Origin of the sequence: Hymenobacter gummosus (assembly GCF_003970915.1) — a bacterium.
GTDB classification, from domain to species: Bacteria; Bacteroidota; Bacteroidia; order Cytophagales; family Hymenobacteraceae; genus Solirubrum; species Solirubrum gummosum.
Genome location: NZ_RXOF01000003.1, coordinates 90,682 through 115,968 on the forward strand (window position 1 = coordinate 90,682; position 25,287 = coordinate 115,968).

Sequence of the window (25,287 nt, forward strand, 5' to 3'; positions counted from 1 at the left end):
CGCCGCCGCTGTTCGTCTACCCCCCCCGAAAACCACTCGGATTTGACACCTTCAGAAATACAGTCCATCAAGCAGCGCTTCGGCATCATCGGCAACGCCGCCTCGCTGAACTTCGCCATCCAGGTGGCGGCGCAGGTGGCCCCGACCGACATGACCGTGCTCATCACGGGCGAGAGCGGCTCGGGCAAGGAATCGTTTTCCAAGATCATTCACGCCCTCTCGCCGCGTAAGCACGGGCAGTTCATCGCCGTCAACTGCGGTGCCATCCCGGAGGGCACCATCGACTCGGAGCTGTTTGGCCACGAAAAAGGCTCGTTTACCGGCGCCACGGAGGCCCGCAAGGGCTATTTTGAAGTGACCAACGGCGGCACCATCTTCCTCGACGAAATCGGGGAAATGCCGCTGGGCACCCAGGCCCGCCTGCTGCGCGTGCTCGAAAACGGGGAGTTTATCCGCGTGGGCTCGTCGAAAGTGCAGAAAACCGACGTGCGCGTGGTGGCCGCCACCAACGTGAACCTGCTCAACGCCGTGCAGGAAGGCCGCTTCCGCGAAGACCTCTACTACCGCCTCAACACGGTGCCCATCACGGTGCCGCCCCTGCGCGAGCGGGGCGACGACATCTACCTGCTGTTTCGCAAGTTCGCCACCGACTTTGCCGAGCGCTACCGCGTCAAGCCCATCACCCTCAGCGCCGACGCCCAGCAGGAGCTGATGCGCTTCCGCTTCCCCGGCAACATCCGCCAGCTCAAGAACATAGCCGAGCAGATGTCGGTGCTGGAGACGGACCGCGAGGTGGACGCCCGCGGCCTGCGCCGCTATTTGCCGCAGGACCAGTCCTCGAACCTGCCCATGCTGCTGGGCGCCACGGCCGACGGCACCGCCCCGCAGGGCCTTTCGGAGCGCGACCTGCTCTACAAGGTGCTCTTCGACATGCGCCGCGACATGACCGACCTCAAGCGCCTGGTGCTGGAAGTGGCGGCCGGCGCGGCCCGCGGCGGCGACGGGGGCCAGGCCCAGGAGCTGGTGCGCCAGAACAGCCACCTGTTCACCAACGTCGGTAACAGCCTGAGCGTGACGCCCTACGACGGCGGCGCCCGCCTCAGCCCCCGCCCCACGGAGCCCACCGAGCCCTACATCATCAGCACCGACGCGGCCACCGACTACGAGGACGACGACGAGGTGCAGCGGGTGGAGGACATTCCGCACGAAACCGAGGAAGAAAGCCTCTCGCTGGAAGCCAAGGAAAAGGAAATGATCATTAAAGCGTTGAAGAAGCACCACAACAAGCGCAAGTACGCCGCGCAGGATCTGGGAATTTCCGAACGCACCCTTTATCGTAAGCTCAAACAGTATGATCTGGAATAAGTCGTTGACGCGGCGCCCCTTCGCGGTGGTGGTCGCGCTGCTGCTCAGCCTGCTGCCGCTGGCCGGCTGCGGCGTGTACTCCTTCACGGGCACCAACCTCGACCCGTCCATCGAGAACTTCTCGGTGGCGGTGTTTCAGAACAACGCCTCCAACGGGCCTTCCTTCCTCTCCCAGCGCTTCACCGAGGACATGAAGGACTACTTTCTGCGCAACACCACCCTGAAGCTGGTGCCGCGCGACGGGCATTTGCAGTTTGAGGGGCAGATTGTGGCCTACGACTTTGCCCCGGCGGCCATTCAGAGCACCAGCGGGCAGGATCAGGCCGGCATCAACCGCCTGACCATCCAGATTCGGGTGAAGTTTACCAACCTCAAGGACCCCAAGCAGGACTTTGAGCAGACCTTCCAGAGCAACGCCGACTTCGCCGCCTCGACCAACATTCAGAGCATTCTGAACGACCCGGTGGCTAACCGTCGCATCACCGACCGCATCATTACGGACGTGTTCAATAAATCGGCCGCCAACTGGTAAAACTGGCCGGGGCTGCTGGCCAAATGGCTAAATTCCCGTAATGTTGCGGCCCCCTTAGCCAACCGGTCGGCTGACCGGACCGGCCACGGTCGTCGTCCGACAACTGCCCCAGCCGGCCAGCCGCTTCACCCCCAGTCCGTTACCCAATGACCCGCGCCTCCCTGCTCAACATCCTGGACCACGCAACCGGTATTTCGGAGGCCGAGGTGCGGGAGCTGGAGCAGCTGGCCGTGGCCTTTCCGTACTGCCAGACCGCGCACCTGCTGCTGGCCAAAGCCGCCCACGACCGGGGCAGCATGCTGGCCAGTCAGCGCCTGCGCCGCGCGGCCACCTACGCCGCCGACCGGGAGCTGCTGCGCTATTTGATCGAACAGCCGGCCGGTACCCTACCAACTGCGGCCCAACTGGCCCCGGTAGCCGCCCCCGAGCCGGCCGACTACGATGGAGCAGCCGCCGCGCCCCTGGCGCCCGATCTGCCCGCAGCCCCTAGCGCCCCGGCGCCGGACAGCCTGGCAACCCCGACTGAGCCCGCCGCGGCTGCAACGCCGGATTTGCAGCTGCTTGAGGCGGAACCGGCCGTGGCTCTAGCGCCGGAAGCGGCTCCGCTGGTGGCCGAAGGGCCCACAACCGCTGCCGAGGCGCCGGAGACTGAACCAGTCGCGCCCCTCGGCGCAGCGCCGACAGTGACCGAGCCAGCTGCATCGGCGGCGGAACCGGTCAATGCTTCGGAAACGGGGGCGTCAGTGCTGGAGGACGAGCCCGCTGCGCCGGCGCCGGCCGAAGATCCGGCTGCCGATTCGGAAGACGCTGAGACGCTTGAAGCGGCAGCAGCCGCACCGGCCGCAGCTGATCCTGAAACCATTGCCCCGGACGCGCAGCCTCCGCTGAGTGCTGAGCTTCCAGCAGCTGACGCGGCTCCGGCCGCCGAACAGTCCGACCTTTCAGCTCCCGAAGAAGCGGCTGATACCGCCAGCGCCGCGGCCCAACCTACGGCGGAAGCGGCAGATACGGCCGAACCGGAAGACACCCGCGAGCCGGATGACCCGCAAACGGCTGGCTCTGTTGCAGCTGCCGAAACCGGGTCTGCCACGGCGTCCACCCTGGCGCTAACGGCAGATGCCGCCGCGGCTGCCGGCGCTGCCAGTAGCAGCGGGGCCGTTCCGGCCTTGCTGCCCGAAGCCGCGGACGAGCTGCCCCCGGCCGCGCCGCCCATCCGCCCGCCGGTGGAGGCCGGCAGTTCGCGCTTCGAGTTTGGCCTGGGCGAGGCCCCCATCCCGACCCCGGCCTACCAGCTGCCCGAGCTACCGGCCGAAGAGCCGGCTTCCGCGGCCGTCCCGCCCCTACGGGCCGATGAGCTGCTGGCCTATGCCCTAAGCAGCGGCAGCCGCCTGGGCTCTGCCCTCACCCTGCGCGACGCCGAGCTAACCCACGATTTGCCCGCCGCGGCGGAGTGGCACCCCGACGCCGTAGCGCTGGCTCACCTGGCCGCCCACCGCCCGCTGCCGCCGCCCGCGCCCAGCTCCCTGGCCCTGATTGACCGGTTTCTGCGCAGCCAGCCGCGCATCAAGAGCAGCACCGGCCGCCCCGCCCCGACCGACGCCCCACAGGCCGATTTGTCGGTGCGCAGCACCAGCGCGGCGCCCAGCCTGGCTTCCGAGAGCCTGGCCAAGATTATGGTCAAACAAGGCAAGCTTGACCGGGCCATTGAAATTTATGGCCAGCTGATGCAGCGGCAGCCGGAAAAAAAGGCGTATTTTGCCGCTCAAATTGACTTACTGAACCAACAAAAGGAGTAGATGTACTACGCTATTATTGGCCTTGCCCTCTTCGTCTGCGTACTGCTGGCCCTGGTGGTGCTGGCCCAGAACTCGAAGGGCGGCGGCCTGGCCGGTGGCTTTTCGGCCGGCGGCACGGCCCAGCTCATGGGCGTGAAGCGCACCGGCGACCTGCTGGAGCGCCTGACCTGGGGCTTTGCCATTGCCCTGATTGTGCTGACCCTTGGCTCCTACGTGGTGCTGGCCAACTCCAGCAACGGCCCCGTGCGCAGCGTCAACCAGCAGAAGGCCATGGAAGCGCCCCGCTTGCCCACTGCCCCGGCCCCCACGGCACCGGCTCCCGGTGGCGCTGCCGCTCCGGCTCAGCCCGGCGCCGCGGCTCCCGCAGCTGCCCCGGCCGCCCAGCCCGCCGCTCCGGCCCCTGCCCCGGCTCAGTAAATCAGCCCGGCCCGCCTTGTCAAAACCGGCGGCTTCTTGCAGCAGCGAGAAGCCGCCGGTTCTTTTTTTGCCGGTTTCCGGCGCCAGTTTACCTATACTTGCGCCGCTTCGGCCGCCGTCCTGTCAGCTTCGTGTCAGGCCGCGTGACAAAACTCGGGCGGAAAGTTCCCCGTACGGGGGCATTCTGTCAGTTTTGGGCCGATTGGCTGCGGCTGGCACAAGAAATGCCCGGCCGCTGCCGACTCTTATAGTCTTTCCCTCCAACTTCAACATACCAAACCTAACACCACAGTATGGCAGTTAGCATCAAACCGCTGGCCGACCGCGTCATCATCGCGCCGGCTGCCGCCGAAGAGAAAACCAAGTCGGGCATCATCATCCCCGACACGGCTAAGGAAAAGCCGCAGCGCGGCGAAGTAGTGGCCGTAGGCGAAGGCAAAGTGGCCGACAACGGCACTTTGGTGAAGCCCTCGGTATCGGTGGGCGACCAGGTGCTGTATGGCAAGTACGCCGGCACCGAAATCACCGTGGACGGTCAGGACTACCTGATCATGCGCGAATCGGACATTTTCGCCATTCTGTAAGCATTTCCCCCCTAATACCATAGCACAGCCCCATGGCCGCTAAACTCGTTCATTTTGACATTGAAGGCCGCAACAAACTCGTTGCCGGCGTAGATAAACTGGCTAACGCCGTGAAGGTAACCCTGGGCCCGAAAGGCCGCAACGTGGTTATCGACAAGAAATTCGGTGCCCCGAGCATCACCAAGGACGGCGTGACCGTCGCCAAGGAAATCGAGCTGAAGGACCCCATCGAGAACATGGGCGCCCAGCTGGTGAAGGAAGTGGCCTCCAAAACCGCCGACCAGGCCGGTGACGGCACCACCACCGCTACCGTGCTGGCCCAGGCCATCTACCGCGCCGGCCTCAAGAACGTGGCCGCCGGGGCCAACCCGATGGATCTGAAGCGCGGCATCGACAAGGCCGTGCAGGCTGTCGTAGCCAACCTGAAGCAGCAGTCGAAGAAGATTGAAAACTCGTCGGAAATTGCCCAGGTAGGCACCATTTCGGCCAATAACGACCAGGAAATCGGCAAAATGATTGCCGACGCCATGGACAAAGTGGGCAAGGAAGGCGTCATCACCGTGGAAGAAGCCCGCGGCACCGAAACCGAAGTGAAAACGGTGGAAGGCATGCAGTTCGACCGCGGCTACCTCTCCCCCTACTTTGTGACCAACGCGGAGAAGATGGAAGTAGAGCTGGACTCGCCCTTCATCCTGATCTACGACAAGAAGGTCAGCACCATGAAGGAGCTGCTGCCGGTGCTCGAGCAAGTGGTGCAGACGGGCAAGCCCCTGCTGATCATTGCCGAGGACGTGGACGGTGAGGCCCTGGCTACCCTCGTAGTGAACAAGCTGCGCGGCTCGCTGAAGATTGCCGCCGTGAAAGCCCCGGGCTTCGGCGACCGTCGCAAGGCCATGCTGGAGGACATTGCAGCCCTGACCGGCGGCACGGTTATCTCGGAAGAGCGCGGCTACAAGCTCGACAACGCCACCCTGGACTACCTCGGCCAGGCCGAGAAAATCATCGTTGACAAGGACAACACGACCATCGTCAACGGCAAAGGCGGCAAGGACGACATCAGCGCCCGCGTCGGCCAGATCAAGGCCCAGATCGAGACGACCACCTCGGACTACGACAAGGAGAAGCTGCAGGAGCGCCTGGCCAAGCTGTCGGGCGGCGTAGCCATCCTCTACATCGGTGCCAGCACCGAAGTGGAAATGAAGGAGAAGAAAGACCGCGTGGACGATGCCCTGCACGCCACCCGCGCCGCCGTTGAGGAAGGCGTGGTGCCCGGCGGCGGCGTAGCCCTGGTGCGCGCCATCGAAGCCCTCGACAGCGTGGACACCGCCAACGGCGACGAGAAAACCGGCGTGCAGATCATCCGCACGGCTATCGAAGCTCCCCTGCGCACCATCGTGGCCAACGCCGGCGGCGAAGGCTCGGTGGTGGTGCAGAAAGTGCGCGACGGCAAAGGTGACTTCGGCTACAACGCCCGCGAGGACAAGTACGAGAACCTGATGGCCGCCGGTATCCTCGACCCGACCAAGGTAACCCGCCTGGCCCTCGAAAACGCTGCTTCCATCGCCGGCCTGCTGCTGACCACGGAGTGCGTGATTTCGGAGGAAGCCGAGGAGAAAGCCGACGCCGGCCACGCTGGTGGCATGGGCGGCATGGGTGGCATGGGCGGCATGATGTAATCAGCCGGCCGATTGAACGGTTGTTTTAGCCACTAAAACGGATTCGTTCGATCAGCTTCCCCCCTACTAAAAAGCCCCGCCGGACTTGGTCCGGCGGGGCTTTTTGCGTTTGCGCCCGGTTACGCTGCTGCCGGCTCGTTCATCATCCGCGTCAGCCGGCGCTGAATGAGGAAGAGCAGCAGCGAGGCGGCCACCGACAGGGCCACGAAAATCAGGAAGAACGCGTAGAGGCTGCTGATTTCGAAGCCCAGGAAGTACGGGGCGGGCTTGCCGCGCTCGGGGTACAGGCCGCTGAGCACGCCGGCCAGCTTGTTGCCCGCGGCCGTGGCCAGAAACCACACCGCCATCAGCAGCGAAGCAAAGCGGGCCGGCGACAGTTTGTTGACCAGGGCCAGCCCGATAGGTGACAAACACAGCTCACCGAAGACGTGAAACAGGTACATGGCCACCAGCCAGAACATGCTCACTTTGGTGGTCGGTGCCACGCCGTGCACCCCGAAGGCAATGATGAGGTAGCCCAGCCCCAGCAGCAGCAGCCCGAAGGCCATTTTGAGCGGTGAGGACGGCTCCAGGCCGCGGCGGCCGAGGGCTGTCCAGAGCACGGCAAACAGCGGCGCCAGCGTAATGACGAACAGCGCCGGGGCCGACTGAAAATACGAGGCGGGCATGGTGTAGCTGCCCAGCTGCCGGTCGGTTTGCTCGTCGGCGAAGAAGGTGAGCGAGGCACCGGCCTGCTCATAGGCGCCCCAGAAAAAGATGACGAAAAAGCTCAGGATAAAGATGACGTAGATTTTCTCCTTCTCGCGCGGGGTCAGGGAAGCATCGGCCAGCACCACCAGCGGCACCACCAGCATGGCGGAGAAAACCAGGGCGCCGAACCAGTCGCCGCCCATGTACCAGGCAATGGCGGCGTACACGGCCGCAAACAGCGCGGCCAGGGCCAGCAGCCGCCCCGCCGTAATGCCGGTAGCCGGGGCCGGGGCGGCCAGGGTTTCGCTACGTACCGGGGCATCCGGGGTGAGCGGAACGACGGGCGCGGCGGCCACCTGCCGCTCGGGCCGGGCACCGAGCGGCGCCCCGGCGGCATCGACTACGTAGCGGTGCTTGAACAGCTCGAAGGTGGTGATGCCGAGCAGCATGCCCAGGCCCGCCGCCAGAAAGCCCCAGCGGAAATCGGCAGGGTTGTCGGTGTCGCCCAGGTAGCCGCACACCAGCGGCGCCAAGAACGCGCCGATGTTGATGCCCATGTAAAAAATGGTGTAGGCCGTATCGATGCGCTTGTCGCCGGCGGGGTAAAGCGTGCCGACCATCGACGAAATGTTGGGCTTAAAGGAGCCATTGCCGAAAATCAGCAAGCCCAGGCCGAGGAAAAACAGCCAGGTCTGCGCCGCACCGGCTGCCGGTTGCCCGGGCACGTAGAGCGAGGCGCTGCCGAACAGGCAAAACTGCCCCAGCGCCATCAGCAGCCCGCCGATGAGAATGGAGCGGCGGTTGCCCAGGTAGCGGTCGGCGAGGTAGCCGCCGAGCAGGGGCGTGAGGTACACCAGGCTGGTGTAGTTGCCGTAGAAGCGCGAGGTCAGAGCCTTGTCAAACAGCAGGGCCTTGCCCATGTAGAGGCTCAGCAGGGCCCGCATGCCGTAGAAGCTGAACCGCTCCCACATTTCGGTCATGAACAGCACGTACAGGCCCTTGGGGTGGCCGTTAGCCGCCGCGGGTCTGGTCGTCACAGTAGAGGTTGCTTGCATGTAGTCAGGGATTGAGAAGAAAGAAGCGGCGGGGACGCCGGCCGGGTGCGGGCAGTACGCACCAGCTAAGGAAGCAAGAGCGGGCCCGGCGTTGCTTAGCGGCTCTCAGGGCCGGCGCCCAACGCGAAAAAAAGCCCCGCCGGAGCGTTCCGGCGGGGCTTTTTTCTGGCGCAGCAGCGCGGACTTTTAGCCGCGGCCGTGCATCATGTGGAACAGCTTCTTGGCAATGACAATCAGCAGCAGACCGGCCGCAATAACGAAGCCGGCAATCAGGCCGAACACCGTCAGGGCGCCGAGCTCTTCCACGTACTTGGCAATGTAGCCACCGGCAATCTGGGCCACGAAGGGCGCCAGGAACCACACGCCCATGAGCATGGACGTGAGCGAGACCGGCGAGAGGCGCGACACCATCGAGAGGCCGATGGGCGAGAGGCACAGCTCGCCGATGGTGTGGAAGAAGTAGGTGGCCAGCAGCCAGAGGATGCTGGCTTTGATAGAGGTATTGGCCACGTCGCCGCCGCGCTCCATCACGGCACCGACCATGAACAGGAAGCCGGCGCCGAGCAGGATCATGCCCAGGCCCATTTTCACCGGGATGCTCAGGTCCTTGCCCTTGCGGCCCAGAGCCAGCCAGATGCCGGCCGTTACGGGAGCAAAAGCCACGATGAACAGCGGGTTTACCGACTGGAACCAGGAGGTCGGAATCAGGAAGCCGAAGACATCACGGTTGATGTACTTATCGGTGTACAGGGTCAGCGAGGAACCGGCCTGCTCGAAGCCGGCCCAGAAGAACACCACGAAAATGGTGATGATGAAGATAACGGCCATGCGGTCGGTTTCTTCCTTGGTCAGCGGGGTTTTCTCCACCACTTTGTTGTCGGCGCCTTTGCCTTCGGGGTACATCCCCACCTCGCCCAGGTACTTTTTACCGAGCAGGTTGAAGGCCAGCTGACCCAGCATCATGCCGATGCCGGCGGCCAGGAAGCCGTAGCGGAAGCCGTAGCTGCTCACCTCCGTCACGCCGTTGACGACGGTCTTGGTGGCAAACAGGTCTTCGGCCAGGTAGCCGCACACCAGCGGGGCGAAGAAGGCACCCACGTTGATGCCCATGTAGAAAATGGTGAAGGCCGCGTCGCGCAGCGGGTCGCCCTGCTGGTAGAGCTTGCCCACGATGGTCGAAATATTGGGCTTGAAGAAGCCGTTGCCCAGAATCAGCAGCAACAGGCCCACGGCCGTGGGCCAGGGCATGCCAAACACGGCCGGCACGGTGGACAGGGCTGGCTGCATAAACAGGAACAGCTGGGCAATGGCCATGGTCACGCCCCCGATCAGAATGGCGCGGCGCTGCCCGATGTATTTATCGGCCAGGTAGCCGCCGATGATGGGCGTGAAGTACACGAAGCCGGTGAAGTAGCCGTAAATCAGCGTGGCGCTGGCCTCGGAAATGCCCAGGCCGCCCTGTACGGCCGTTTTGGTGAGGTAGAGCACCAGCAGGCCGCGCATGCCGTAGTAGCTGAACCGCTCCCACATTTCGGTGAAGAACAGCAGGTACAGCCCCGGAGGGTGCTTGGAGCTGGTGGGAGTCGGCGGCGGCGCCTGGGCGGTGGCTACTTGCATGAGTGCGGGGAAGAAGGAGTAAGAGAGAGTGAAAAAGGTAGCAAAAAAGCCCGACAGCGGCCGGGGGGGCACTGGGGCTTACGGGTAAATCTAAGAAATCTTTCCCATTTCGCCCGCCGTAAGCAACCTTACAGGTGTTAGCGCAAACGTTTGCAGTGCTAAAGGTTTTTCGCCTACTTTTGTCTGACCAATCCCTGTCCCCACCCCCATTTCCAATCCCACATTCTGTGCTTATGATGGAAACTGCTGCTTCCACCTCTGCCCTGAACCGCCTCCAGCCGCTGGGCATCCGCCAGGCCAAAGAGGTTTGCCTGAACCTGACGCCCGCCGAACTGGTGGAAGAGGCGCTGCGTAACGGCGAAGGCACCCTGACCGACACCGGCGCGCTGATGTGCGACACGGGCAAGTTCACCGGCCGCTCCCCCAAGGACCGCTTCGTGGTGAAGGACGCCACCACCGCCGACTCGGTGTGGTGGGGCGACATCAACATCGCCTTCGACCCCGCCAAGTTCGACCAGCTGCACGAGAAGATGGTGGCCTACCTGGCCGACAAGAAAATCTACGTGCGCGAAGCTTACGCCGGGGCCCACCCCGCTACCCAGCTGAAGCTGCGCGTGGTGAACGAGCTGGCCTGGCACAACCTGTTCTGCCACAACATGTTCCTGCGCCCCGAAGAAGGCGCGGATACGTCCTGGACGCCGGACTTCTCCATCATCTGCGCCCCCGGCTTCGAGGCCGACCCGGCCGTGGACGGCACCCGGCAGGCCAACTTCGCCATCCTGAACTTCGCCAAGAAGATGATTCTGATCGGCGGCACGGGTTACGCGGGCGAGATGAAGAAGGGCATCTTCGGGGTGCTCAACTACCTGCTGCCCCACGAGCACAACACGCTGGCCATGCACTGCTCGGCCAACGTGGGTAAGGACGGCGACACGGCCATCTTCTTCGGCCTCTCCGGCACGGGCAAAACCACCTTGTCGGCCGACCCCAACCGCGGCCTCGTGGGCGACGACGAGCACGGCTGGATGCCCGGCGACGCGGGTATCTTCAACTTCGAGGGCGGCTGCTACGCCAAGGTCATCGACCTCTCGCGCGAGAAGGAGCCCGAAATCTGGGACGCCATCCGCTTCGGCGCCATCGTGGAGAATACCCGCTTTATCCCGGGCACCCACACGGTGGACTACGCCAACAAGTCGGTGACGGAAAACACCCGTACGGCCTACCCCATCCACTTCATCCCGAACGCGGTAGAGCCCTCGGTGGCCGGCGTGCCGAAGAACATCTTCTTCCTCACCGCCGACGCCTTCGGCGTGATTCCGCCCATCAGCAAGCTGGACAAGTCGCACGCTATGTACCACTTCATGTCGGGCTACACGGCCAAGGTGGCCGGCACCGAAATGGGTGTCACCGAGCCGCAGACGACTTTCTCGGCCTGCTTCGGCCAGGTGTTCCTGCCGCTGCACCCGACCAAGTACGCCGAAATGCTCGGCCAGAAGATGGAGGAGCACCCGGACGTGCACGTGTGGCTGATCAACACCGGCTGGACCGGCGGCAGCTACGGCGTAGGTTCGCGCATGAAGCTGGGCTACACCCGCGCCATGATTACGGCCGCCCTGGAGGGCCAGCTGGACGATGTAGAATTCCACAAGCACCCGATTTTCGGGGTGGACGTGCCCGCCCAGGTGCCCGGCGTGCCCGCCGACATTCTGGACCCGCGCAACACCTGGGCCGACAAGGAAGCCTACGACAAGACGGCTAATGAACTGGCCCACAAGTTTGTCGACAACTTCCAGCGCTTCGCCGACTTCGCCAACGAGGAAATCATGGCCGGCGCCCCCAAAGCCGCCGTGGAAGCCTAAGCTTCTCACTTTCCACTACCTCACTTCACTCACCAGGAAAACCCCGCTGGCTTTGGCCGGCGGGGCTTTTTATTGGCCCTTACTTAGTCCTCATAGTCGTCCGAAATAGGGTGGCCGAGGCTCTGGAGCAGCTGGCGCAGCTGCTCGTACGTGGCTACGTCCACTTCGAGGAACTTTCCGTTAACGGCTTGCAGGTACAGACATTGAAAGCAGATATTCAGCACGCTCACGATGCGGCCGGCGGCGTCGTGAAACACCAGCGCGTCGCGGTAAATCGGCCGGCAGCCCGACACCATGTGCAGCTTCACCGGTGCGGTGAGGATAGCGCCCAGCCGTTCTACCAGGCCAGGGTGGCGGTTTGATTGGGCTATGGGGCAGGCTAGGGGGCTGATACTGCCCGCGGGCGTGAGCAGCGCAATGTACTCGCCGGCCTGCTCCAGCTCCGCCAGCTGCCGGTGCAGCGCGGCCTGGCGCATGTAGCGGGCCGTGGCTAGTTCCTGCTTCGTGGCCTCAATGAGTTGCTCATTGGCCCGCAACTGCTCCTGCAGCGCGGAGCCGCGGTTAAACGAGTAAGTCGTCACGTACTCGAAAGGCGGCAGCTTCTGCCAGTATTCGGCGCTGGTCATAGCTGGGCGGGGGCAGGCTCGTCGGTGGCCAGGCGGTGCTGCTCGGTGAGCTGACTGATGGTGCTGGCGGCTTCGCTCTGCACCGTAAGGGCCCGAATGAGCATGATGCCCCCCGCCGAGAATAGCCCCGTAAAACAGCAGGAAGACGTGGTCCATCAGCAAATAAGCCAGCAGGCTGGCCACGACGCCAGCCGCCAGCAGCAGCCCGCCGCCCAGCTTCTGGGTTTCGGCGCTCTGACTACGGCGGCGTTGCTCATCCATTTGGTAGAGCAGGAAGTTGCGGAAGTAGTGCCGGGCCAGGCCGGGCGCCTCTTCCGGCGTGGCGCCTTCCTCAACGAGCATCTGCGCCACGTCGGCCGGCGGGTGGCCCTGGGTATACATTTCGGTGGCCCGCTGGTGGCTGTATTTAACGCGACGCATAGCGCGGAGCGAGTAAGACCGGCCAAGATAAGCCCGGGGCCGGGTTCGTCCAAGCCTTCGTTCGTCCGGGCGCGGCGCCGCTACAGGATGTGGTTGGCGCGGGCCAGCCGCAGCAGGGGCAGCAAGGGCAGCCGGTGCGGGGCGGCCAGGTAGCGGGGCAGATCGGGGCCGGCAAACTCGAACTTGTTGCGCGAGAGGTTGGTGAGCGGGTGGTACCGGTCGATGAGGCGGAAAGTGGTGTCGCGGCAGTAGTCGTACACGGCGGAAGCGGGCAGCGGCTGGGCGCCCTGGCAAGCCGCCCCGATGCAGCCGCCCAAGGACAGAGCCGCGTGGCCTTCGGTGCGCAGCTGCTCGGCCAGCGTGGCTACCACCGAGAGAAATACGCCCCAGATTTTGGTGGGCAGCAGCCGGAACTGGTGCAGCTGGTAGCCCTTCAGCCGGGCGCCCTCATACCAGGGGTCGAGCACGCAGAAACCGATGGGCTGCGCCTCGGCCCCGGCTTGGATGACGAAGAAACGCACGTCGGGCTCGGGAGCCAGCTGCAGGGCCCGGGAGATAAAGCCGATTTCCTTTTTGGCGGGCGAGAGGCGGATAAACTGCGCGTTGATGGCCTGCAGCTGGGCATACTCGGCGGGCGTCAGGGCGTTCAAGTCCCGCTCGACCACCTCCAGACGGGCCTTACGGGCTTTTTTCAGGGCGCCCAGGATGGCCGGTGAAAAGGCCGCCTCACGTTGCAGCTCCAGGCAGCGCTCCACGCCGATGCGTACGAAGCGCAGGCGCCGGCCCTCGGCCCGGGCCAGGGCCGCGGCCCCTGCCTCGCTCAGGTACCCGAACACGCTGCGCGGATGGGCCCGCCGAAACGCCGCCAGCAGCTCGGGCAGGCGGGCGGGCTCGGCCACCGGGTCGCCCAGCACCACGGGGCCAGCCAGGGCGCGGCGGTAGGCCACAAAGCCGGCGGGGTGGTCGAAGTACTGCAGGCCGGGCTGCAGGGTGGCGTAGGCGTTGGGGTCGGCGGCGCAGCGGCGCAGCTGTTCGAGGCGGGCTTCGGTGGTCATCGGGGGCGGCAAAAGCACAAAGGGCGTACAAGTTAACTCCGGGCCACGCCACCAGGCAAGCCGCGGCGGCCCGGTAGTCAACGGCGGAGTCAACACCCGAAAATACCGGGGCCACCGGGGCCGGGGCATAACATCTTCGGGGCCCGCAGCACCGTGCCGCCGCAGATGCGTCCACACCGGCCGCAGCCCAGCATGCACCCAATCAGGCACTTACCGCCGGGCCTCGAACCAGCCGCCGGCCACCCGCCTCACATGCTTGTGTGGTTGCCCGCGGCCGGCGGCCGGCCCACCTTCGCAGCCACCGACGAACGGGCCGCCGGCGGCGCCCTCTGCTGCCGCCGGCCCCTCCCACTATGCACCTTGCCCAGCCCCGTACTCCGGTTATCGAAGTAGCACGCCGCGTCACCATTGCCGCCCCGCTGGCGGCCGTTTTTGCCATGGCCGCCGATTTACGCCACGATGCCCGCTGGCGCCGCGAAATTCACCAGACCCTGCTGGACGCCCCCGCGCCGGGCCTGCACGTGGTAGCCACCGAGGACGCGTTCCTCTCCCCCGCCTGCCCCACGCCCGCACGCGCCTGGCCTACGTGGCCTACCAGCCCGGGGCCTACGTGCGCTGCACGGCTCTGGCCGGCGAAGCCACCTGGCAGGACGTGGAGCGCCATTTCCGCCCCCTTGGTCCCACCCGCACCGAGCTGACCTACACCCTGCGCTTCGAGCGGGCCCTGGTGCAGCGCGGCCTGGGGTTTGCCCCGCCCCTGTGGTTTCTGCGCTGGTACACCGGCTGGATGATGGGCCGCTACCTGCGCCGCCTGCAGCAACAGCTGGAAGCTGGCTGGCGGCCCGCCCCGCAGCCGACAACCGCCTGAACGTTCAACTAAAAAGGTCACTCCCGCGCGGGAGTGGCCTTTTTGAGGCTGCAGGTCAGCGCCCGGACTACGGCAAATCCTCGTGCCGGGTGTGCGCGGAGTAGCGGTGGTCGGGGGAAGTCCAGGAGCCGCTGGTGCCGCCCTGCTGGTTGAGGCTGGCGGCGTAGCCGGCGGGGCGGCCGTCGTCGGGGGTGCTGGCGGGGTGGTGCTGGTCGGGGCTGCCGGCCACGTAGCTGCGGCCGTTGCCCCCGCCGTGGCTGCGGGCCTTGCTCAGCCAGGTGGCCAGGGCCAGGCCGGCGCCCACCGCCAGGGCGGTTTTCAGCACCGGGCTCTTGCTGGTCACGGCCTCGGTGTAGTAGCTCGTTTCGCGGGTATGGCCGGGGTAGTTGCCGCGCTCTTCCAGGGCACCCATGGGCCGGTCGAGGGCGTTTTGGTGCAGAGGGCGCGGGGCGTAATCAGCCTTTTCCTGCTTCACGAAGGCTTTTTCCATAAACTTATCGAGCAGGCCGGGCGTCCACTGCTCCATGCTGATGAAGGCGCGGCCGCCGCCGCCCACCACCACGTTGCGCTCGGGCGCGGCGCAGCTGTGCAGAATGGCCCGGGCCACCGTTTCGGGGGCGTAGGCGGGCGGGGCGTGCTTGGCCTCGCGCTCCATGTAGTTTTTGGCGTGGATGGGGTACGGCGTGTCGATGGCAGCGGGCTGAATGAGCGTGACGGACACCGGGGCGCCGTCCATTTCCAGCTCCATGCGCAGCCCGTCGGTGAAGCCCTTCACCGCGTGCTTGCTGGCCGAGTAGATGGTCTGCAGAATGGCCGTAATGTCGGACAGGATGCTGCCCACGTTAATCAGCGCCCCGCCGCGGGTCTTGAGGTGCTTCACGGCCTCCAAAGAGCCATTGACCAGCCCCCAGAAGTTTACCTCGAACAGCTGGCGCATGTCCTCAACAGGCGTGTCCTCCACCTTGCCGTAGATGCTCACGCCGGCGTTGTTGACCCAGGTATCGAAGCCGCCGAACTCGCTCTGGGCTTTCTGGGCGATGCTACGAGCGGCGTCGGGCTGGCTCATATCGGCCACGATGTAGGCGGCCTGCCCGCCGGCGGCCTTGATTTCCTGGGTGAGCTGGCGCAGCGCGTCCTCGGAGCGGGCGGCCAGCACCACTTTAGCGCCCTTCTTGGCGGCCATGCGGGCCGTGACGAGGCCGATGCCGGAGGAGGCGCCGGTGATGACAATAACCTGGTCTTGGAGTTTCTTGAGTTTAAGGGCCATGTTCGGGTTGTGGATTTTGGGTTGATGAGGTGTAAGCTTTCTACTACGGATACGCGGGGGCTTCGATTTGGTCGAACTTTCCCCGACCTTTGCGCCCCCGTTTTGCCGCCCGGATTGCGGCCCCGGCTTTTTCCCTGCTCTTTATGTTTCGTATTCTCCCCGCTTTCCGGCGCCGCGCCGCGCATGGGTCGTTGGCTAATTCGCTGACTGCCATCCTGCTCGCAGCTCTGCTGCTCACGCCCCAGCTGCTGCAGGCCTGGGGCCGCGAAGGGCACCGCGCCCTGGCTTTGATTGCCGAAAAGCACCTTTCCCGCAAAGCCGCCGCCCAGGTCAAGGACTTGCTGGGCGACAAATCCATTGCTGACGTGGCCTCCTGGGCCGACGAGGTGCGCAACCAACCCGAGTACAAGGGCACCGGGTCCTGGCACTTCGTCAACCTGCCCCTGGGCATGGGCTACGCCGACTTTGAGCGCGCCCTGAAGGCCAAAACCGAAGTCAACGCCTACCAGGCCCTGCAAGCCAACATCAAGCTGCTCGGCGACAAAAAGCAGCCCCGCGAAAAGCGCATCGACGCGCTCAAGTTCGTGGTGCACCTCGTCGGCGACATCCACGAGCCCATGCACGTGAGCCGGGCCGAAGACAAGGGCGGCAACGACATTCAGCTGCAGTTTCAGGGCGAGGGCAGCAACCTGCACCGCATGTGGGACAGCGGCCTCATCCACGCCCACGGCATGAGCGACGACAAGCTGGCCGCCGAAAACGACCACCCCGACCACGCCTCGCGCCTGGGCTGGGAAAACTCCTCCGTGGAGCAGTGGCTGTTCGAGTCCTACCTGCTCAGCACCCAGCAGTACGCCGAGGTGCCCAGCGGCAGCAAGCTCGACGAGCAGTACTACAAAAAGCACATCGGCGAGGTGCAGCTGCGCCTGCAGCAGGGCGGCATCCGCCTGGCCCAGGTGCTCAACGAGACGCTGAAGTAAGCCGGCTCTGAAAGCGCAACAGCCCGCTGCCGGCATGCCGGCGGCGGGCTTTTTTGCGGGCGGCCGGACTACCGCCGCTTATTTTTTCGGCTTCTTCGGCGGATCGGTCGCGGCCGCCATCATGGCGGCCAGGGCCTCCAGCAAATCCGTGGCGGCCAGCTCGGTCCGGTGGGCGGGCGGCAGCTGGGCCAGCTGCCGGGTGTGGGCGGCCAGCATGGCGTCCTCCTCGGCCACGATGGCGCGCAGGTTGGCCAGGTCCTGGTTAAAGGAATCCAGCTCGAACTCCTCCGGGTCGTACTTGCCCAATCCCGCAAAGTGACTGGGCAGGCGTTTGCGCTGGCCGGCGGCTTTTTCTGCCAGCACGTCGAGCAGCTCGTAGTAGCCGGGCAGCCCGCCGATGTCCTCGGGCGGGGCGGCGCGGCGGCCCGCCAGGCAGCGCACGGCGGGCGTGGGGTGGCCGGGTGCCAGCGCCTGCACCTGCTCCACCAGCACGGTATGCTCCCAGTAGTCGCCCAAATCGTACACGTAGGCCAGCTTCTGCTTCGGGGCACTCAGCACGTCGGCCAGGGTCACATCGCGCGCGTCCTGCTGCCACTCCGGCAGCTCGTCGGCCAGCGTGGGGTCCACGGCGGGCGGGCCGGCCAAGAACTCATCGGGGGCACCCCGCCCCTGCCGAAACTCGAACAGGTGGCTGCTGTCCCAGTCGAAGAGAATCTGCAGCACGAAGTGAAACTCCCAGAACGTAAGCGTATCGGGCACTTCCACCCGCCGCCACACGGGCGGCTTGGTGCCGTAGAGCGTTACTTTGAGCTGCAGAACCTGCGTCATGGTCAGGAAGCGGCGGCTGGTGCCGTGCCCTGCAAAATAAGACAATCATGCCCCATACATTCTACGCCCCCGACCTGAGCGGCCCGAGCTACACCCTGCCCGAAGACGAAAGCAAGCACGCCGTGCGGGTGCTGCGCCTGCAGCCCGGCGACGCGGTGGAGCTGCTCGACGGCCGCGGCGGCGTATTCCGGGCCCAGGTGGCCGACGACAACCCCAAGCGCTGCCAGCTGCGCGTCACCGATGAGCAGCGGGTGCCGCGCCGCCCTTATACCGTGCACGTGGCCGTGGCCCCCACCAAAAACCTCGACCGCATGGAGTGGCTGGTGGAAAAAGCCACCGAAATCGGCATCGACCGCCTGTCGTTTCTGCGCTGCGCCCGCTCCGAGCGGCGCGAATTAAAGCTCGACCGGCTGGAGCGCATTGCCGTCAGCGCCCTGAAGCAGTCGAGCCAGGCCTGGCTGCCGCAGCTCGACGAGCTGACCGATTTCGCCGCCTTTGTGCGCGCAGTCGAGGCCGAAACCACCTTTATTGCCCACCTGGCCGAGGGTGAGCGGCGGAACCTGAGCCAGGTGGCCGCCCAGGGCACCGGCTGCTGCGTGCTCATCGGGCCCGAGGGCGACTTCACGCCCGAGGAAATCCGGCTGGCCTTGGAGCGCGGCATCCGGCCGGTGGCGCTGGGCCACTCCCGCCTGCGCACCGAAACAGCCGCCCTGGCCGCCTGCCACACCGTGCACGTGGCGCGCGAGCTGGCTCAATAAGCTGAACCGCAGCCGTTGCGACAACGGCAAATTCGTCTCGCTGGCCCTGCCACCCGCTCACAGCCCGCGCCACCAGCGGCCTAAGCCGTTGCGGGCTGGTCGGTCCCGGGTTGCTCCGAGCCGGCGGCACTAGCGGCCGGGTAGCTGCTGGAGCGAGCGAGCAGCTGCCAAATCGCGGCAAGGTGGGCCAGCAGCACCAGCGGTACCACCACGCTGGGCAGCCACACGAACGGGAACTGCAGGACGGCCACGTTGGGCTGCTCGAAACCCCAGCGCTGCCAGGGCGAGGGCACGGCCAGCAGCGCATTCACCATGATATTGAGCAGCAAGCCCAGCCCGAGCAGGTTCCAGGCCAGCAGCGCGGAACGGCCCCAGCGCGGGCGCCGAAACCCCAGGTAGTACACCAGCGGCGCGGTCAGGCCCATCAGGATGTCCCAGTTGCGGCCCTCGAAGGTCATCAGCCGGGGCACGCCCCCGTACCAGTACAGTCCCAGCAGCACCAGCTCCACCGGTAGCCGCACCACGTGCAGCAGCGTCAGCGCATCGGGGCGCAGACCGGCCAAGAAACGGCGGCCGGCGGCGGTGGCAAACAGCGCGCCGATGAGCAGCACGGGCGGGCCGATAAGCAGCGCTGGCCGGGGCGGCAGGGTGCCAGCGACGGTGTAGAAGCCCGTCAGCGTTACCGCACCCTGCACGAGCAGCCATCCCAGCAGCAGGCGCAGCACCGGGGCCGGTCGGTGCGTGGCCCGGCAAAACAGCCACCCGGCCAGGGCGGTGGTCAGGCCAAAAATCAAACTCAGGAAAAGGGGAAAGTGGGGCATGGCCGTAGGCATTTGGTACGGCCCAAAGGACGGGAGCCGGCGCCTCCCGCCGGCTTGCCAAATGACAGGAAATGCAGCCCTATTTTTTCGGCCGGGCCGCGTTGCGGATGCGGCTCAGCGACGTGTCCGTCACGCCCAGGTACGAGGCCACGTCCTTGAGCGGGGCGTGCCGGAGGATTTCGGGCTGGGAGGCCAGCAGGTGCTCATAGCGGGCAGCGGCCGGGGTCGTTATCATCTCCAGCATCCGGGATTTGAGCGTGGCCAGGGCCCGCGCCAGCACCGAGCGGCCAAACTCCCGAAACTCCGGCCGGGCGTGAAACAGACCATTCATCTGCTGGTAAGTCAGGCTCCAGCCTTCGCAATCGGTCAGGGCCTGCATGGTTTCCGGCGAAGGCGTGCGCGTGAAAAAGGATGAGGGCTCCAGCACCACCTGCCCGCGGCCGAAAAAGCCGGTCGTCACCTCGTCGCCGGCGGTGTTGTGGACGAAGGCCCGCACGACGCCGCTGCTCAGCAGCAGGTACTCGTCGCTGACCTGGCCGGCGCGCAGCAGCAGTTCGTGCCGGCGCAGGTGGCACGGCCCGAATGCCGGGGCTATGTCGGCGGCCTGCTCCGGGCTGATCAGGCCCGTGCTTTGCAAAAACTGCAGTAGGATGTCTTGGCTCATTTATAGCGGGTAAAAAGCAACGGCGGGTGCACTACGCTCCTCGCAGGAAAGCAACGCGGCCGCCTTACCTTGCGTCGTTGCAGCGGCTGTGGTCCGGTTTTGCTGAACTTTCCGCCCCGGTCCAAAATTATAGCGCCAGCGCCCTTTCCCTCGCCTTCTCATGCTTCGTCCTCTGTTACTTGCCGTTGCGCTGCTGTTTGCCCTGACCGCCGCCGGTCCGGTCGCCCCGGCGCCCAGCTTCCAGATTGCCCGCCTGCAGTACGGCGGCGGGGGCGACTGGTACGGCAACAAAACCTCCCTGCCGAACCTGATCCGCTTCTGCAATCAGACGCTGCACACCAACATTGCCCCCGAAGAAGCCGTGGTGGAGCCCGGCTCCCCCCTGCTCACGCAGTACCCTTTCGTGCACCTGACCGGCCACGGCAACGTGCTCTTTACCGACGCCGAGGCCAAGAACCTGCGCCGCTACCTGCTCGGCGGCGGCTTCCTGCACATCGACGACAACTACGGCCTGGACAAGTATATCCGGCCCGAAATGAAGAAGGTCATGCCCGAGCTGGACTTCGTGGAGCTGCCCTTCTCCCACCCCATCTACCACCAGAAATTCGCCTTTCCCAAGGGCCTGCCCAAGATTCACGAGCACGACGGCAAACGGCCCCAAGGCTTCGGCCTCATCTACAAAGGCCGCTTGGTGTGCTTCTACAGCTACGAGTGCGACCTGGGCAACGGCTGGGAAGACCCCGAGGTGTACAAGGACCCGGTGGAAAAGCACCAGGAAGCTCTGCGCATGGGCGCCAACCTGCTGGCCTACGCCCTCACGCAGCAGTAAGCCAGGTGACAGGTTAGGGGTGATGAGGTGACCCGTCACCAACTTTCTACCGCCAACAACAGCAAGGCCGGCCGCTCGCTTGAGCAGCCGGCCTTGCTGTTGAAGCAGCTGTCTGACCGACAAAAAACCTGTCACGTGTTACTTGTCACCTGTCACCCGTTTTCACCCAAAACGCGCCATTTCCCAGCCGATCAGCGCCTTTTTGGTAGCTGAGCCCCAACGGTACTCGCCCAGCGCACCTTCCTTGCGGATAACGCGGTGGCAGGGAATGAGCACGGCCACCGGGTTGGCGCCCACCGCCGAGCCTACCGCCTGCAGGGCCTTGGGCTGTCCGATGGCCCGGGCCACGTGCTGGTAGCTGACCACCTGCCCGGCCGGCACCCGCAGCAACGCCTCCCACACCTTCACCTGGAAGTTGGTGCCGCGCACCAGCAGGTGCAGCGGCCCCGCCGCGGCCGGCGCAAAGGCCTGGGCGGCCAGTGGCGCCGTCAGCGCGGCATCGGCCACCAGCTCGGCCTGGGGCCAGCTGTGGCGGACGGCGGTCAGGGCAGCCGGCTGGTCGGGCTGCAGGGCGTCGAGTAGGTGCAGGGCGCAGAGGCCGCGGTCGGTGGCGGCCAGCAGGGCCGGGCCGAAGGGTGTGGCGTGCACGCCGTAGGCTATGCGCAGACCCGCCCCGCCCGTGCGCACCTGTTGCGGCGTGGCGGCTTCCAGGGTCACCAGCAAATCGTGCAGGCGCGAGGGCGCCGAGAGGCCCGCGTCCTCGGCAGCTTCGGCCAGGGAGCCGGCCGCGGCCAGCCGCTGCTTCAGAAAATCGGCCGTGAGAAACTGCACGAAGCGTTTCGGGCTGATACCGGCCCACTCGCTGAACAGGCGCTGGAAATGAAACGGGCTGAGGCTGACGGCCGCGGCAACCTCCTCCAGGTTGGGCTGGCGGCGGAAGTTTTCTTCCAGAAAGCGGATGGCCCGGGCAATGCGCTGGTAATCGGGGCTGCTGGTTTCGGCGCTAATCATGGGGCAAAGCTACCGCCACCACCCAGCCCGCTCCGACCCGATTCTTGCGGACTTTGGCCAAGGTGTATTTCTCGCAGAGGTCCGCAGAAAAGCCGCAGAGGCGCGCGGAGCTGCGCTAGAACAACTCAGCGCACCTCTGCGCAAACCTCCGCGGACCTCTGCGAGAAACCAGCTTTACCGAATGCCCTGCTCCGGGAAACGGCCCTTCTTGGTCCGGTAGAAAGCTTTGATTTTCTCCTCGTCCTGCTCGTAGTTGCCCGTGGGGTACACCACCGGCCCCACCCCGGCTTCCTTGCGGCTGTAGTCGAGGAAGCCGAGCAGGATGGGCACGCCGGCGGCCTGGGCCACGTGGTAGTAGCCGCGGCGCCAGCGGGGCTGGTACTTGCGGGTGCCCTCGGGGGTGATGAGGATGATCAGGTCGGGGTACTTCTGAAACAGCTCCGTCATGGCCTCCACCATGCTGTTGTTCCGGCTCCGGTCGATGGGCAGCGCGCCCAGGCTTAGCAGCAGCTTGCCCAGCAGGGGAATATTGGTCCACTCGTGCTTCACGGTGAAGCGCACGTTGCGGCGCATCAGAAAGAAGGCGGCGCGGGCGTACATGAAGTCCCAGTTGCTGGTGTGCGGGGCGGCAATCATCATGGCCTGCCGCACCTCGGGCGGAATGCTGGAGTGCAGGCGCCAGCCCGTAATCTTAAACCAGAACTTGGAAAAGGCCAGCCAGAAGCTGTTCATAGAAGCGGTGGAAAAGGTAGCGTCGGGGGAAAAGCCAACAAAGCTAGCCAATTTCCCCGGCGGGGGCGGTCAGCAAGGCTTGCAGCGCCCCCGCCTGCTGCCGGGTGTGCCGGTAGCCAATGTCGAACAGGGCCGCGGCGTGGCGCAGATCGGCCACGCGGTAGTGGCGCAGCTCGGGCGGCTGCAGCACGAGCGCGCAGCGGGCCAGCCGGGGCGTCACGTTGTTACCGATGGCCAGCATGAAGGTGCGCTCGGCCACGTGGCGGATGCTGTCGATGCGCCCGTCGGGGTTAAACACGTTGGTGTGCGCGCCCACCACCGCCAGCTCGGGCCGGTCGAGCAACGGCTCCACCGGCAGGTTGTTGAGCAGCCCGCCATCCACCAGCACCCGCCCCTGGTACTCGATGGGCTGACAGAGCACCGGCACCGCGCCCGTGGCCAGCAGCGGCGGAATCAGCGGCCCCTCGTCGAAAAACACGGTTTCGCCCGCCCCCAGATCGGCCGCCGACAGCGTCACCGGGATGCTGAGGTCAGCGAAGGTCTGGCTGCCGGGCAAATGGGCCGCAAACAGCTTTTCCAGCAGGGCCAGGCTCACCAGCCCGCGCCGGTAGGCCGGCCGAATCAGGCGCAGAAAGCGCGTGTCGGTGAGCAGGCGCAGCACCTCCCGCGGCGGAATGCCGGCCGCGTAGAACACCGCCGCCAGCCCGCCCGAGCTGACGCCCGACATGGCCCCGATGGGCAGCTCCAGCTCCCGCAGCGCCTCCAGCATGCCCAGGTGGGCAATGCCCCGCGCCGCCCCGCCCGACAAGGCCAGGCCCAGTTTGCGCGCGGCCACGGCTATAGGTCGGTCAGGCGCAGCGTTTCGTGCAGGCGCACGCCGCGCTCGGTCAGTTGCACGGTGCAGGCCTCGGTGCGGGCGTCGTGCTCCAGCACCAGCACCCACTGCTCCTCGGCGGCGCGGCGCAGCACGGCCTCCTTCTCCACCAGCGTCTGCAGGGGGCGCACGTCGTAGCTCATCACCCAGGGCATGGGCAAATGGGCCGTAGAAGGCAGCAAATCGGCCATAAACGCCAGCTTACGGCCCCGGTAGTCGAGCAGCGGCACCATCATTTTCTCGGTGTGCCCGTCGGCAAACACGATGCCTTGCAGCATGGGCAGCTCGGCCGGCACGCCCCGGGCGGGGTCGACGAAGCGCAGCTGCCCGCTTTCCTGAACGGGCAGGATGTTTTCGGCCAGGAAAGAGGCTTTTTCGCGGGCGTTAGGCTGCACGGCCCAGTCCCAATGGCTTTGGTTCGACCAGTACGTAGCGTTCGGGAAGGCCAGCTCCAGCTTGCCGCCCGGGGTGCGCGTCACCGCGCCGCCGCAGTGGTCGAAATGCAAGTGGGTGAGAAACACGTCCGTCACGTCGGCGGCCGTGAAGCCGTGCTGGCGCAACGAGTTTTCCAGCGTCGCGTCGCCGTGCAGGTAAAAGTGCCCGCGGAATTTCTCGTCCTGCTTGTTGCCGATGCCGGTGTCGACAAGGACCAAGCGCCCCGCATCCTCGATAAGCAGGCAGCGCATGGCCCAGGTGCACATGTTGTTGTCGTCGGCGGGATACTGCTTGGCCCAGAGCGACTTGGGCACTACGCCGAACATGGCGCCGCCGTCAAGCTTGAACAGGCCGGTGTCGAGGGTATACACGTTCATGCCCGCAAGATGCACAAAGCCGCCGGACCCTGCCACGAGGGTCCGGCGGCTTTAGCAGCAGCCCGGGGCTTAGCGCACCCAGGCCAGCATTCCTTTGAAGGGGTTGCCGGCGCCGCGGTAGGGCGTGTAGTTAGGGCGGTGATGACCGGGTTTGCCCTTCATCACGGCGCGCACGTAGCGGGGCCGCGGACGGGCTTCGACGGAGCCGGCGGTGCCGAGCAGAAACAGAGCGAGCAACAGTACCAGTTTGTTCATAACTCAGAAAGGTGTTAGACCGAACGTTGATACAAAGTATAACATTACTTATCCAATCACCTAATAATTTCTAAAATAATATGATTATTTAAGCACGCACTAATTTAAATCATATTTCAAAACAATTGTACTTAAATTATAATAGCGTAGATTTATGTTATCCAGCGTCCCCAATTCCTGGTCCTAGGCCTCATTGGCAGCGGTAGCGAGGGTGGGCAGCAGGTACCTCACATCATCATGTGATACCCTCGGGCTCGGCTTTCACGTTAGGCTCATGGTCGGGCGCAGGGCCCGGCGGTAGGTAGCCTTTAAACTATGGATGACCATTTCCTAGCCCTGGGTTTTGAGCGGTGGACCAGTCAGTTGCCGCTGCAGACCACCATGTACGTGCATGCCCACGCCGCCTGCGACGGGGCCCGGCTGTACCTGGCCATTCCGCGCACCGCCCCCACCCCCGATGCTGCTGACGAGTACCGGCGCCTGGCCGAAACCGTGGAAAGGTTTTTTCGCAAGCACGGCGGCCGCCAGCCCGCCCCGCTGGCCGAACGCCCGAGCAGCCTGCTGGCCTGAGCAGCACCAACCACATCAATGTGTGGTACCGCCACGCCCGGCGGCAGGCTACCTTTGCCCCGCGCCGTAGCCCAACAGCGCTGTTTTGGTGAAAAATGGAGAAGCCCTGGCCAACCGGCCGGGGCTTTTTCGTGCTGGCAGCGGCGCGGCGCTCATTTCGCCGGCCGCCCCACGGCCGAAAAAGCAAAAGGCTCTCCAGCGTGCTGCTGAAGGGCCTTTGCGGTCCGGACGGGACTCGAACCCGCGACCTCCGCCGTGACAGGGCGGCATTCTAACCGACTGAACTACCGAACCAGGTAACCCGCTCTTGAGGCCGTGTGCCTTTC

25 protein-coding genes and 1 tRNA gene are annotated in these 25,287 nt (G+C 65.4%); 12 read left to right on the plus strand and 14 right to left on the minus strand.

Going from position 1 to position 25,287, the window contains the following annotated elements; genetic code table 11:
- Positions 1 to 42: 42 nt before the first annotated feature.
- The 6 genes from EJV47_RS06525 (at position 43) to groL (ending at position 6,370) form a co-directional block, all read left to right on the plus strand.
- Positions 43 to 1,365 carry a sigma-54 interaction domain-containing protein gene (locus EJV47_RS06525; protein ID WP_126692347.1) on the plus strand — a complete coding sequence of 441 codons (1,323 nt, stop codon included), beginning with the start codon at positions 43 to 45 and terminating at the stop codon, positions 1,363 to 1,365.
- The gene (lptE, locus tag EJV47_RS06530) at positions 1,352 to 1,897 is read left to right on the plus strand and encodes an LPS assembly lipoprotein LptE (protein ID WP_126692348.1); all 546 of its coding nucleotides are present in this window, start codon (positions 1,352 to 1,354) and stop codon (positions 1,895 to 1,897) included. Before EJV47_RS06525 ends, lptE begins: the two co-directional genes overlap by 14 nt.
- A 146-nt stretch (positions 1,898 to 2,043) precedes the next feature.
- A complete protein-coding gene (locus tag EJV47_RS06535) occupies positions 2,044 to 3,693 on the plus strand; it encodes a hypothetical protein (protein ID WP_126692349.1) in 1,650 nt (549 codons plus the stop codon).
- A complete protein-coding gene (gene secG, locus EJV47_RS06540) occupies positions 3,694 to 4,110 on the plus strand; it encodes a preprotein translocase subunit SecG (protein ID WP_126692350.1) in 417 nt (138 codons plus the stop codon).
- 293 nt (positions 4,111 to 4,403) lie between these two features.
- Entirely contained in the window at positions 4,404 to 4,694 is a 291-nt protein-coding gene (gene groES / locus EJV47_RS06545; protein WP_059070617.1) for a co-chaperone GroES, read from the plus strand.
- A gap of 32 nt (positions 4,695 to 4,726) precedes the next feature.
- Positions 4,727 to 6,370 (plus strand): chaperonin GroEL, encoded by a 1,644-nt coding sequence (groL, locus tag EJV47_RS06550; RefSeq protein ID WP_126692351.1) that lies wholly within the window; start codon positions 4,727 to 4,729, stop codon positions 6,368 to 6,370.
- A gap of 119 nt (positions 6,371 to 6,489) precedes the next feature.
- Here the strand turns inward: groL and EJV47_RS06555 are convergent, their stop codons facing one another.
- Together EJV47_RS06555 and EJV47_RS06560 are read right to left on the minus strand one after the other, a co-directional pair.
- Entirely contained in the window at positions 6,490 to 8,115 is a 1,626-nt protein-coding gene (locus EJV47_RS06555) for a peptide MFS transporter (RefSeq protein WP_126692352.1), read from the minus strand.
- Between the two features lie 186 nt (positions 8,116 to 8,301).
- Complete coding sequence (locus EJV47_RS06560; RefSeq protein WP_126692353.1) at positions 8,302 to 9,732, minus strand: peptide MFS transporter; 1,431 nt, start codon at positions 9,730 to 9,732, stop codon at positions 8,302 to 8,304.
- A gap of 236 nt (positions 9,733 to 9,968) precedes the next feature.
- On the opposite strand from EJV47_RS06560, the gene pckA reads away from it, so the two are divergent.
- Positions 9,969 to 11,591 carry a phosphoenolpyruvate carboxykinase (ATP) gene (pckA, locus tag EJV47_RS06565; protein ID WP_424321754.1) on the plus strand — a complete coding sequence of 541 codons (1,623 nt, stop codon included), beginning with the start codon at positions 9,969 to 9,971 and terminating at the stop codon, positions 11,589 to 11,591.
- An 83-nt stretch (positions 11,592 to 11,674) separates the two neighbouring features.
- On the opposite strand, the gene EJV47_RS06570 is transcribed toward pckA, so the two are convergent.
- Together EJV47_RS06570 and EJV47_RS06575 are read right to left on the minus strand one after the other, a co-directional pair.
- Entirely contained in the window at positions 11,675 to 12,637 is a 963-nt protein-coding gene (locus EJV47_RS06570) for a hypothetical protein (RefSeq protein ID WP_126692355.1), read from the minus strand.
- An 80-nt stretch (positions 12,638 to 12,717) separates the two neighbouring features.
- Positions 12,718 to 13,692 (minus strand): phosphatidylglycerol lysyltransferase domain-containing protein, encoded by a 975-nt coding sequence (locus EJV47_RS06575; protein WP_165903645.1) that lies wholly within the window; start codon positions 13,690 to 13,692, stop codon positions 12,718 to 12,720.
- Between the two features lie 586 nt (positions 13,693 to 14,278).
- Here EJV47_RS06575 and EJV47_RS06580 point away from each other — a divergent pair.
- Complete coding sequence (locus tag EJV47_RS06580; RefSeq protein WP_126692357.1) at positions 14,279 to 14,560, plus strand: hypothetical protein; 282 nt, start codon at positions 14,279 to 14,281, stop codon at positions 14,558 to 14,560.
- A 67-nt stretch (positions 14,561 to 14,627) separates the two neighbouring features.
- Here the strand turns inward: EJV47_RS06580 and EJV47_RS06585 are convergent, their stop codons facing one another.
- Entirely contained in the window at positions 14,628 to 15,827 is a 1,200-nt protein-coding gene (locus tag EJV47_RS06585; RefSeq protein ID WP_126692358.1) for an SDR family oxidoreductase, read from the minus strand.
- 143 nt (positions 15,828 to 15,970) lie between these two features.
- Here EJV47_RS06585 and EJV47_RS06590 point away from each other — a divergent pair, with 143 nt between their 5' ends.
- Positions 15,971 to 16,807, plus strand: coding sequence for a S1/P1 nuclease (locus EJV47_RS06590; RefSeq protein ID WP_126692359.1), 837 nt, complete (start codon positions 15,971 to 15,973; stop codon positions 16,805 to 16,807).
- Positions 16,808 to 16,885: 78 nt separating this feature from the next.
- Here the strand turns inward: EJV47_RS06590 and EJV47_RS06595 are convergent, their stop codons facing one another.
- Complete coding sequence (locus EJV47_RS06595; protein ID WP_126692360.1) at positions 16,886 to 17,635, minus strand: plasmid pRiA4b ORF-3 family protein; 750 nt, start codon at positions 17,633 to 17,635, stop codon at positions 16,886 to 16,888.
- 47 nt (positions 17,636 to 17,682) lie between these two features.
- Here EJV47_RS06595 and EJV47_RS06600 point away from each other — a divergent pair, with 47 nt between their 5' ends.
- Positions 17,683 to 18,393 carry a 16S rRNA (uracil(1498)-N(3))-methyltransferase gene (locus tag EJV47_RS06600; RefSeq protein ID WP_126692361.1) on the plus strand — a complete coding sequence of 237 codons (711 nt, stop codon included), beginning with the start codon at positions 17,683 to 17,685 and terminating at the stop codon, positions 18,391 to 18,393.
- A gap of 80 nt (positions 18,394 to 18,473) precedes the next feature.
- Here the strand turns inward: EJV47_RS06600 and EJV47_RS06605 are convergent, their stop codons facing one another.
- Complete coding sequence (locus tag EJV47_RS06605) at positions 18,474 to 19,214, minus strand: hypothetical protein (RefSeq protein WP_207895842.1); 741 nt, start codon at positions 19,212 to 19,214, stop codon at positions 18,474 to 18,476.
- Positions 19,215 to 19,293: 79 nt separating this feature from the next.
- Positions 19,294 to 19,878 carry a Crp/Fnr family transcriptional regulator gene (locus tag EJV47_RS06610; protein ID WP_126692362.1) on the minus strand — a complete coding sequence of 195 codons (585 nt, stop codon included), beginning with the start codon at positions 19,876 to 19,878 and terminating at the stop codon, positions 19,294 to 19,296.
- Positions 19,879 to 20,038: 160 nt separating this feature from the next.
- Here EJV47_RS06610 and EJV47_RS06615 point away from each other — a divergent pair, with 160 nt between their 5' ends.
- Positions 20,039 to 20,707 carry a DUF4159 domain-containing protein gene (locus EJV47_RS06615; protein ID WP_126692363.1) on the plus strand — a complete coding sequence of 223 codons (669 nt, stop codon included), beginning with the start codon at positions 20,039 to 20,041 and terminating at the stop codon, positions 20,705 to 20,707.
- A 162-nt stretch (positions 20,708 to 20,869) separates the two neighbouring features.
- On the opposite strand, the gene EJV47_RS06620 is transcribed toward EJV47_RS06615, so the two are convergent.
- The 5 genes from EJV47_RS06620 to EJV47_RS06640 all read right to left on the minus strand — a co-directional run bounded on the left by EJV47_RS06620 (position 20,870) and on the right by EJV47_RS06640 (position 24,391).
- Positions 20,870 to 21,718, minus strand: a complete 849-nt coding sequence (locus EJV47_RS06620) for a methylated-DNA--[protein]-cysteine S-methyltransferase (protein ID WP_126692364.1) — start codon at positions 21,716 to 21,718, stop codon at positions 20,870 to 20,872.
- Between the two features lie 174 nt (positions 21,719 to 21,892).
- Positions 21,893 to 22,450, minus strand: coding sequence for a 1-acyl-sn-glycerol-3-phosphate acyltransferase (locus EJV47_RS06625; protein ID WP_126692365.1), 558 nt, complete (start codon positions 22,448 to 22,450; stop codon positions 21,893 to 21,895).
- Positions 22,451 to 22,493: 43 nt separating this feature from the next.
- Positions 22,494 to 23,285 carry a patatin-like phospholipase family protein gene (locus EJV47_RS06630; protein ID WP_243651042.1) on the minus strand — a complete coding sequence of 264 codons (792 nt, stop codon included), beginning with the start codon at positions 23,283 to 23,285 and terminating at the stop codon, positions 22,494 to 22,496.
- Positions 23,286 to 23,287: 2 nt separating this feature from the next.
- Complete coding sequence (locus tag EJV47_RS06635) at positions 23,288 to 24,136, minus strand: MBL fold metallo-hydrolase (protein ID WP_126692366.1); 849 nt, start codon at positions 24,134 to 24,136, stop codon at positions 23,288 to 23,290.
- A gap of 69 nt (positions 24,137 to 24,205) precedes the next feature.
- The gene (locus tag EJV47_RS06640) at positions 24,206 to 24,391 is read right to left on the minus strand and encodes a hypothetical protein (protein ID WP_126692367.1); all 186 of its coding nucleotides are present in this window, start codon (positions 24,389 to 24,391) and stop codon (positions 24,206 to 24,208) included.
- A gap of 315 nt (positions 24,392 to 24,706) precedes the next feature.
- Here EJV47_RS06640 and EJV47_RS06645 point away from each other — a divergent pair, with 315 nt between their 5' ends.
- Positions 24,707 to 24,961, plus strand: coding sequence for a hypothetical protein (locus EJV47_RS06645; protein ID WP_126692368.1), 255 nt, complete (start codon positions 24,707 to 24,709; stop codon positions 24,959 to 24,961).
- A 220-nt stretch (positions 24,962 to 25,181) separates the two neighbouring features.
- Here EJV47_RS06645 and EJV47_RS06650 read toward each other — a convergent pair.
- Positions 25,182 to 25,255, minus strand: a tRNA-Asp gene (locus EJV47_RS06650).
- Between the last annotated feature and the right edge of the window lie 32 nt (positions 25,256 to 25,287).

Excerpts from the sequence above, each read along its gene's own strand:
- lptE (WP_126692348.1), top strand. The coding sequence starts at position 1,352 with ATGATCTGGAATAAGTCGTTGACGCGGCGCCCCTTCGCGGTGGTGGTC.
- EJV47_RS06535 (WP_126692349.1), top strand. The coding sequence starts at position 2,044 with ATGACCCGCGCCTCCCTGCTCAACATCCTGGACCACGCAACCGGTATT.
- secG (WP_126692350.1), top strand. The coding sequence starts at position 3,694 with ATGTACTACGCTATTATTGGCCTTGCCCTCTTCGTCTGCGTACTGCTG.
- groES (WP_059070617.1), top strand. The coding sequence starts at position 4,404 with ATGGCAGTTAGCATCAAACCGCTGGCCGACCGCGTCATCATCGCGCCG.
- groL (WP_126692351.1), top strand. The coding sequence starts at position 4,727 with ATGGCCGCTAAACTCGTTCATTTTGACATTGAAGGCCGCAACAAACTC.
- EJV47_RS06555 (WP_126692352.1), bottom strand. The coding sequence starts at position 8,115 with ATGCAAGCAACCTCTACTGTGACGACCAGACCCGCGGCGGCTAACGGC.
- EJV47_RS06560 (WP_126692353.1), bottom strand. The coding sequence starts at position 9,732 with ATGCAAGTAGCCACCGCCCAGGCGCCGCCGCCGACTCCCACCAGCTCC.
- pckA (WP_424321754.1), top strand. The coding sequence starts at position 9,969 with ATGGAAACTGCTGCTTCCACCTCTGCCCTGAACCGCCTCCAGCCGCTG.
- EJV47_RS06570 (WP_126692355.1), bottom strand. The coding sequence starts at position 12,637 with ATGCGTCGCGTTAAATACAGCCACCAGCGGGCCACCGAAATGTATACC.
- EJV47_RS06575 (WP_165903645.1), bottom strand. The coding sequence starts at position 13,692 with ATGACCACCGAAGCCCGCCTCGAACAGCTGCGCCGCTGCGCCGCCGAC.
- EJV47_RS06585 (WP_126692358.1), bottom strand. The coding sequence starts at position 15,827 with ATGGCCCTTAAACTCAAGAAACTCCAAGACCAGGTTATTGTCATCACC.
- EJV47_RS06590 (WP_126692359.1), top strand. The coding sequence starts at position 15,971 with ATGTTTCGTATTCTCCCCGCTTTCCGGCGCCGCGCCGCGCATGGGTCG.
- EJV47_RS06595 (WP_126692360.1), bottom strand. The coding sequence starts at position 17,635 with ATGACGCAGGTTCTGCAGCTCAAAGTAACGCTCTACGGCACCAAGCCG.
- EJV47_RS06600 (WP_126692361.1), top strand. The coding sequence starts at position 17,683 with ATGCCCCATACATTCTACGCCCCCGACCTGAGCGGCCCGAGCTACACC.
- EJV47_RS06605 (WP_207895842.1), bottom strand. The coding sequence starts at position 19,214 with ATGCCCCACTTTCCCCTTTTCCTGAGTTTGATTTTTGGCCTGACCACC.
- EJV47_RS06610 (WP_126692362.1), bottom strand. The coding sequence starts at position 19,878 with ATGAGCCAAGACATCCTACTGCAGTTTTTGCAAAGCACGGGCCTGATC.
- EJV47_RS06615 (WP_126692363.1), top strand. The coding sequence starts at position 20,039 with ATGCTTCGTCCTCTGTTACTTGCCGTTGCGCTGCTGTTTGCCCTGACC.
- EJV47_RS06620 (WP_126692364.1), bottom strand. The coding sequence starts at position 21,718 with ATGATTAGCGCCGAAACCAGCAGCCCCGATTACCAGCGCATTGCCCGG.
- EJV47_RS06625 (WP_126692365.1), bottom strand. The coding sequence starts at position 22,450 with ATGAACAGCTTCTGGCTGGCCTTTTCCAAGTTCTGGTTTAAGATTACG.
- EJV47_RS06635 (WP_126692366.1), bottom strand. The coding sequence starts at position 24,136 with ATGAACGTGTATACCCTCGACACCGGCCTGTTCAAGCTTGACGGCGGC.
- EJV47_RS06640 (WP_126692367.1), bottom strand. The coding sequence starts at position 24,391 with ATGAACAAACTGGTACTGTTGCTCGCTCTGTTTCTGCTCGGCACCGCC.
- EJV47_RS06645 (WP_126692368.1), top strand. The coding sequence starts at position 24,707 with ATGGATGACCATTTCCTAGCCCTGGGTTTTGAGCGGTGGACCAGTCAG.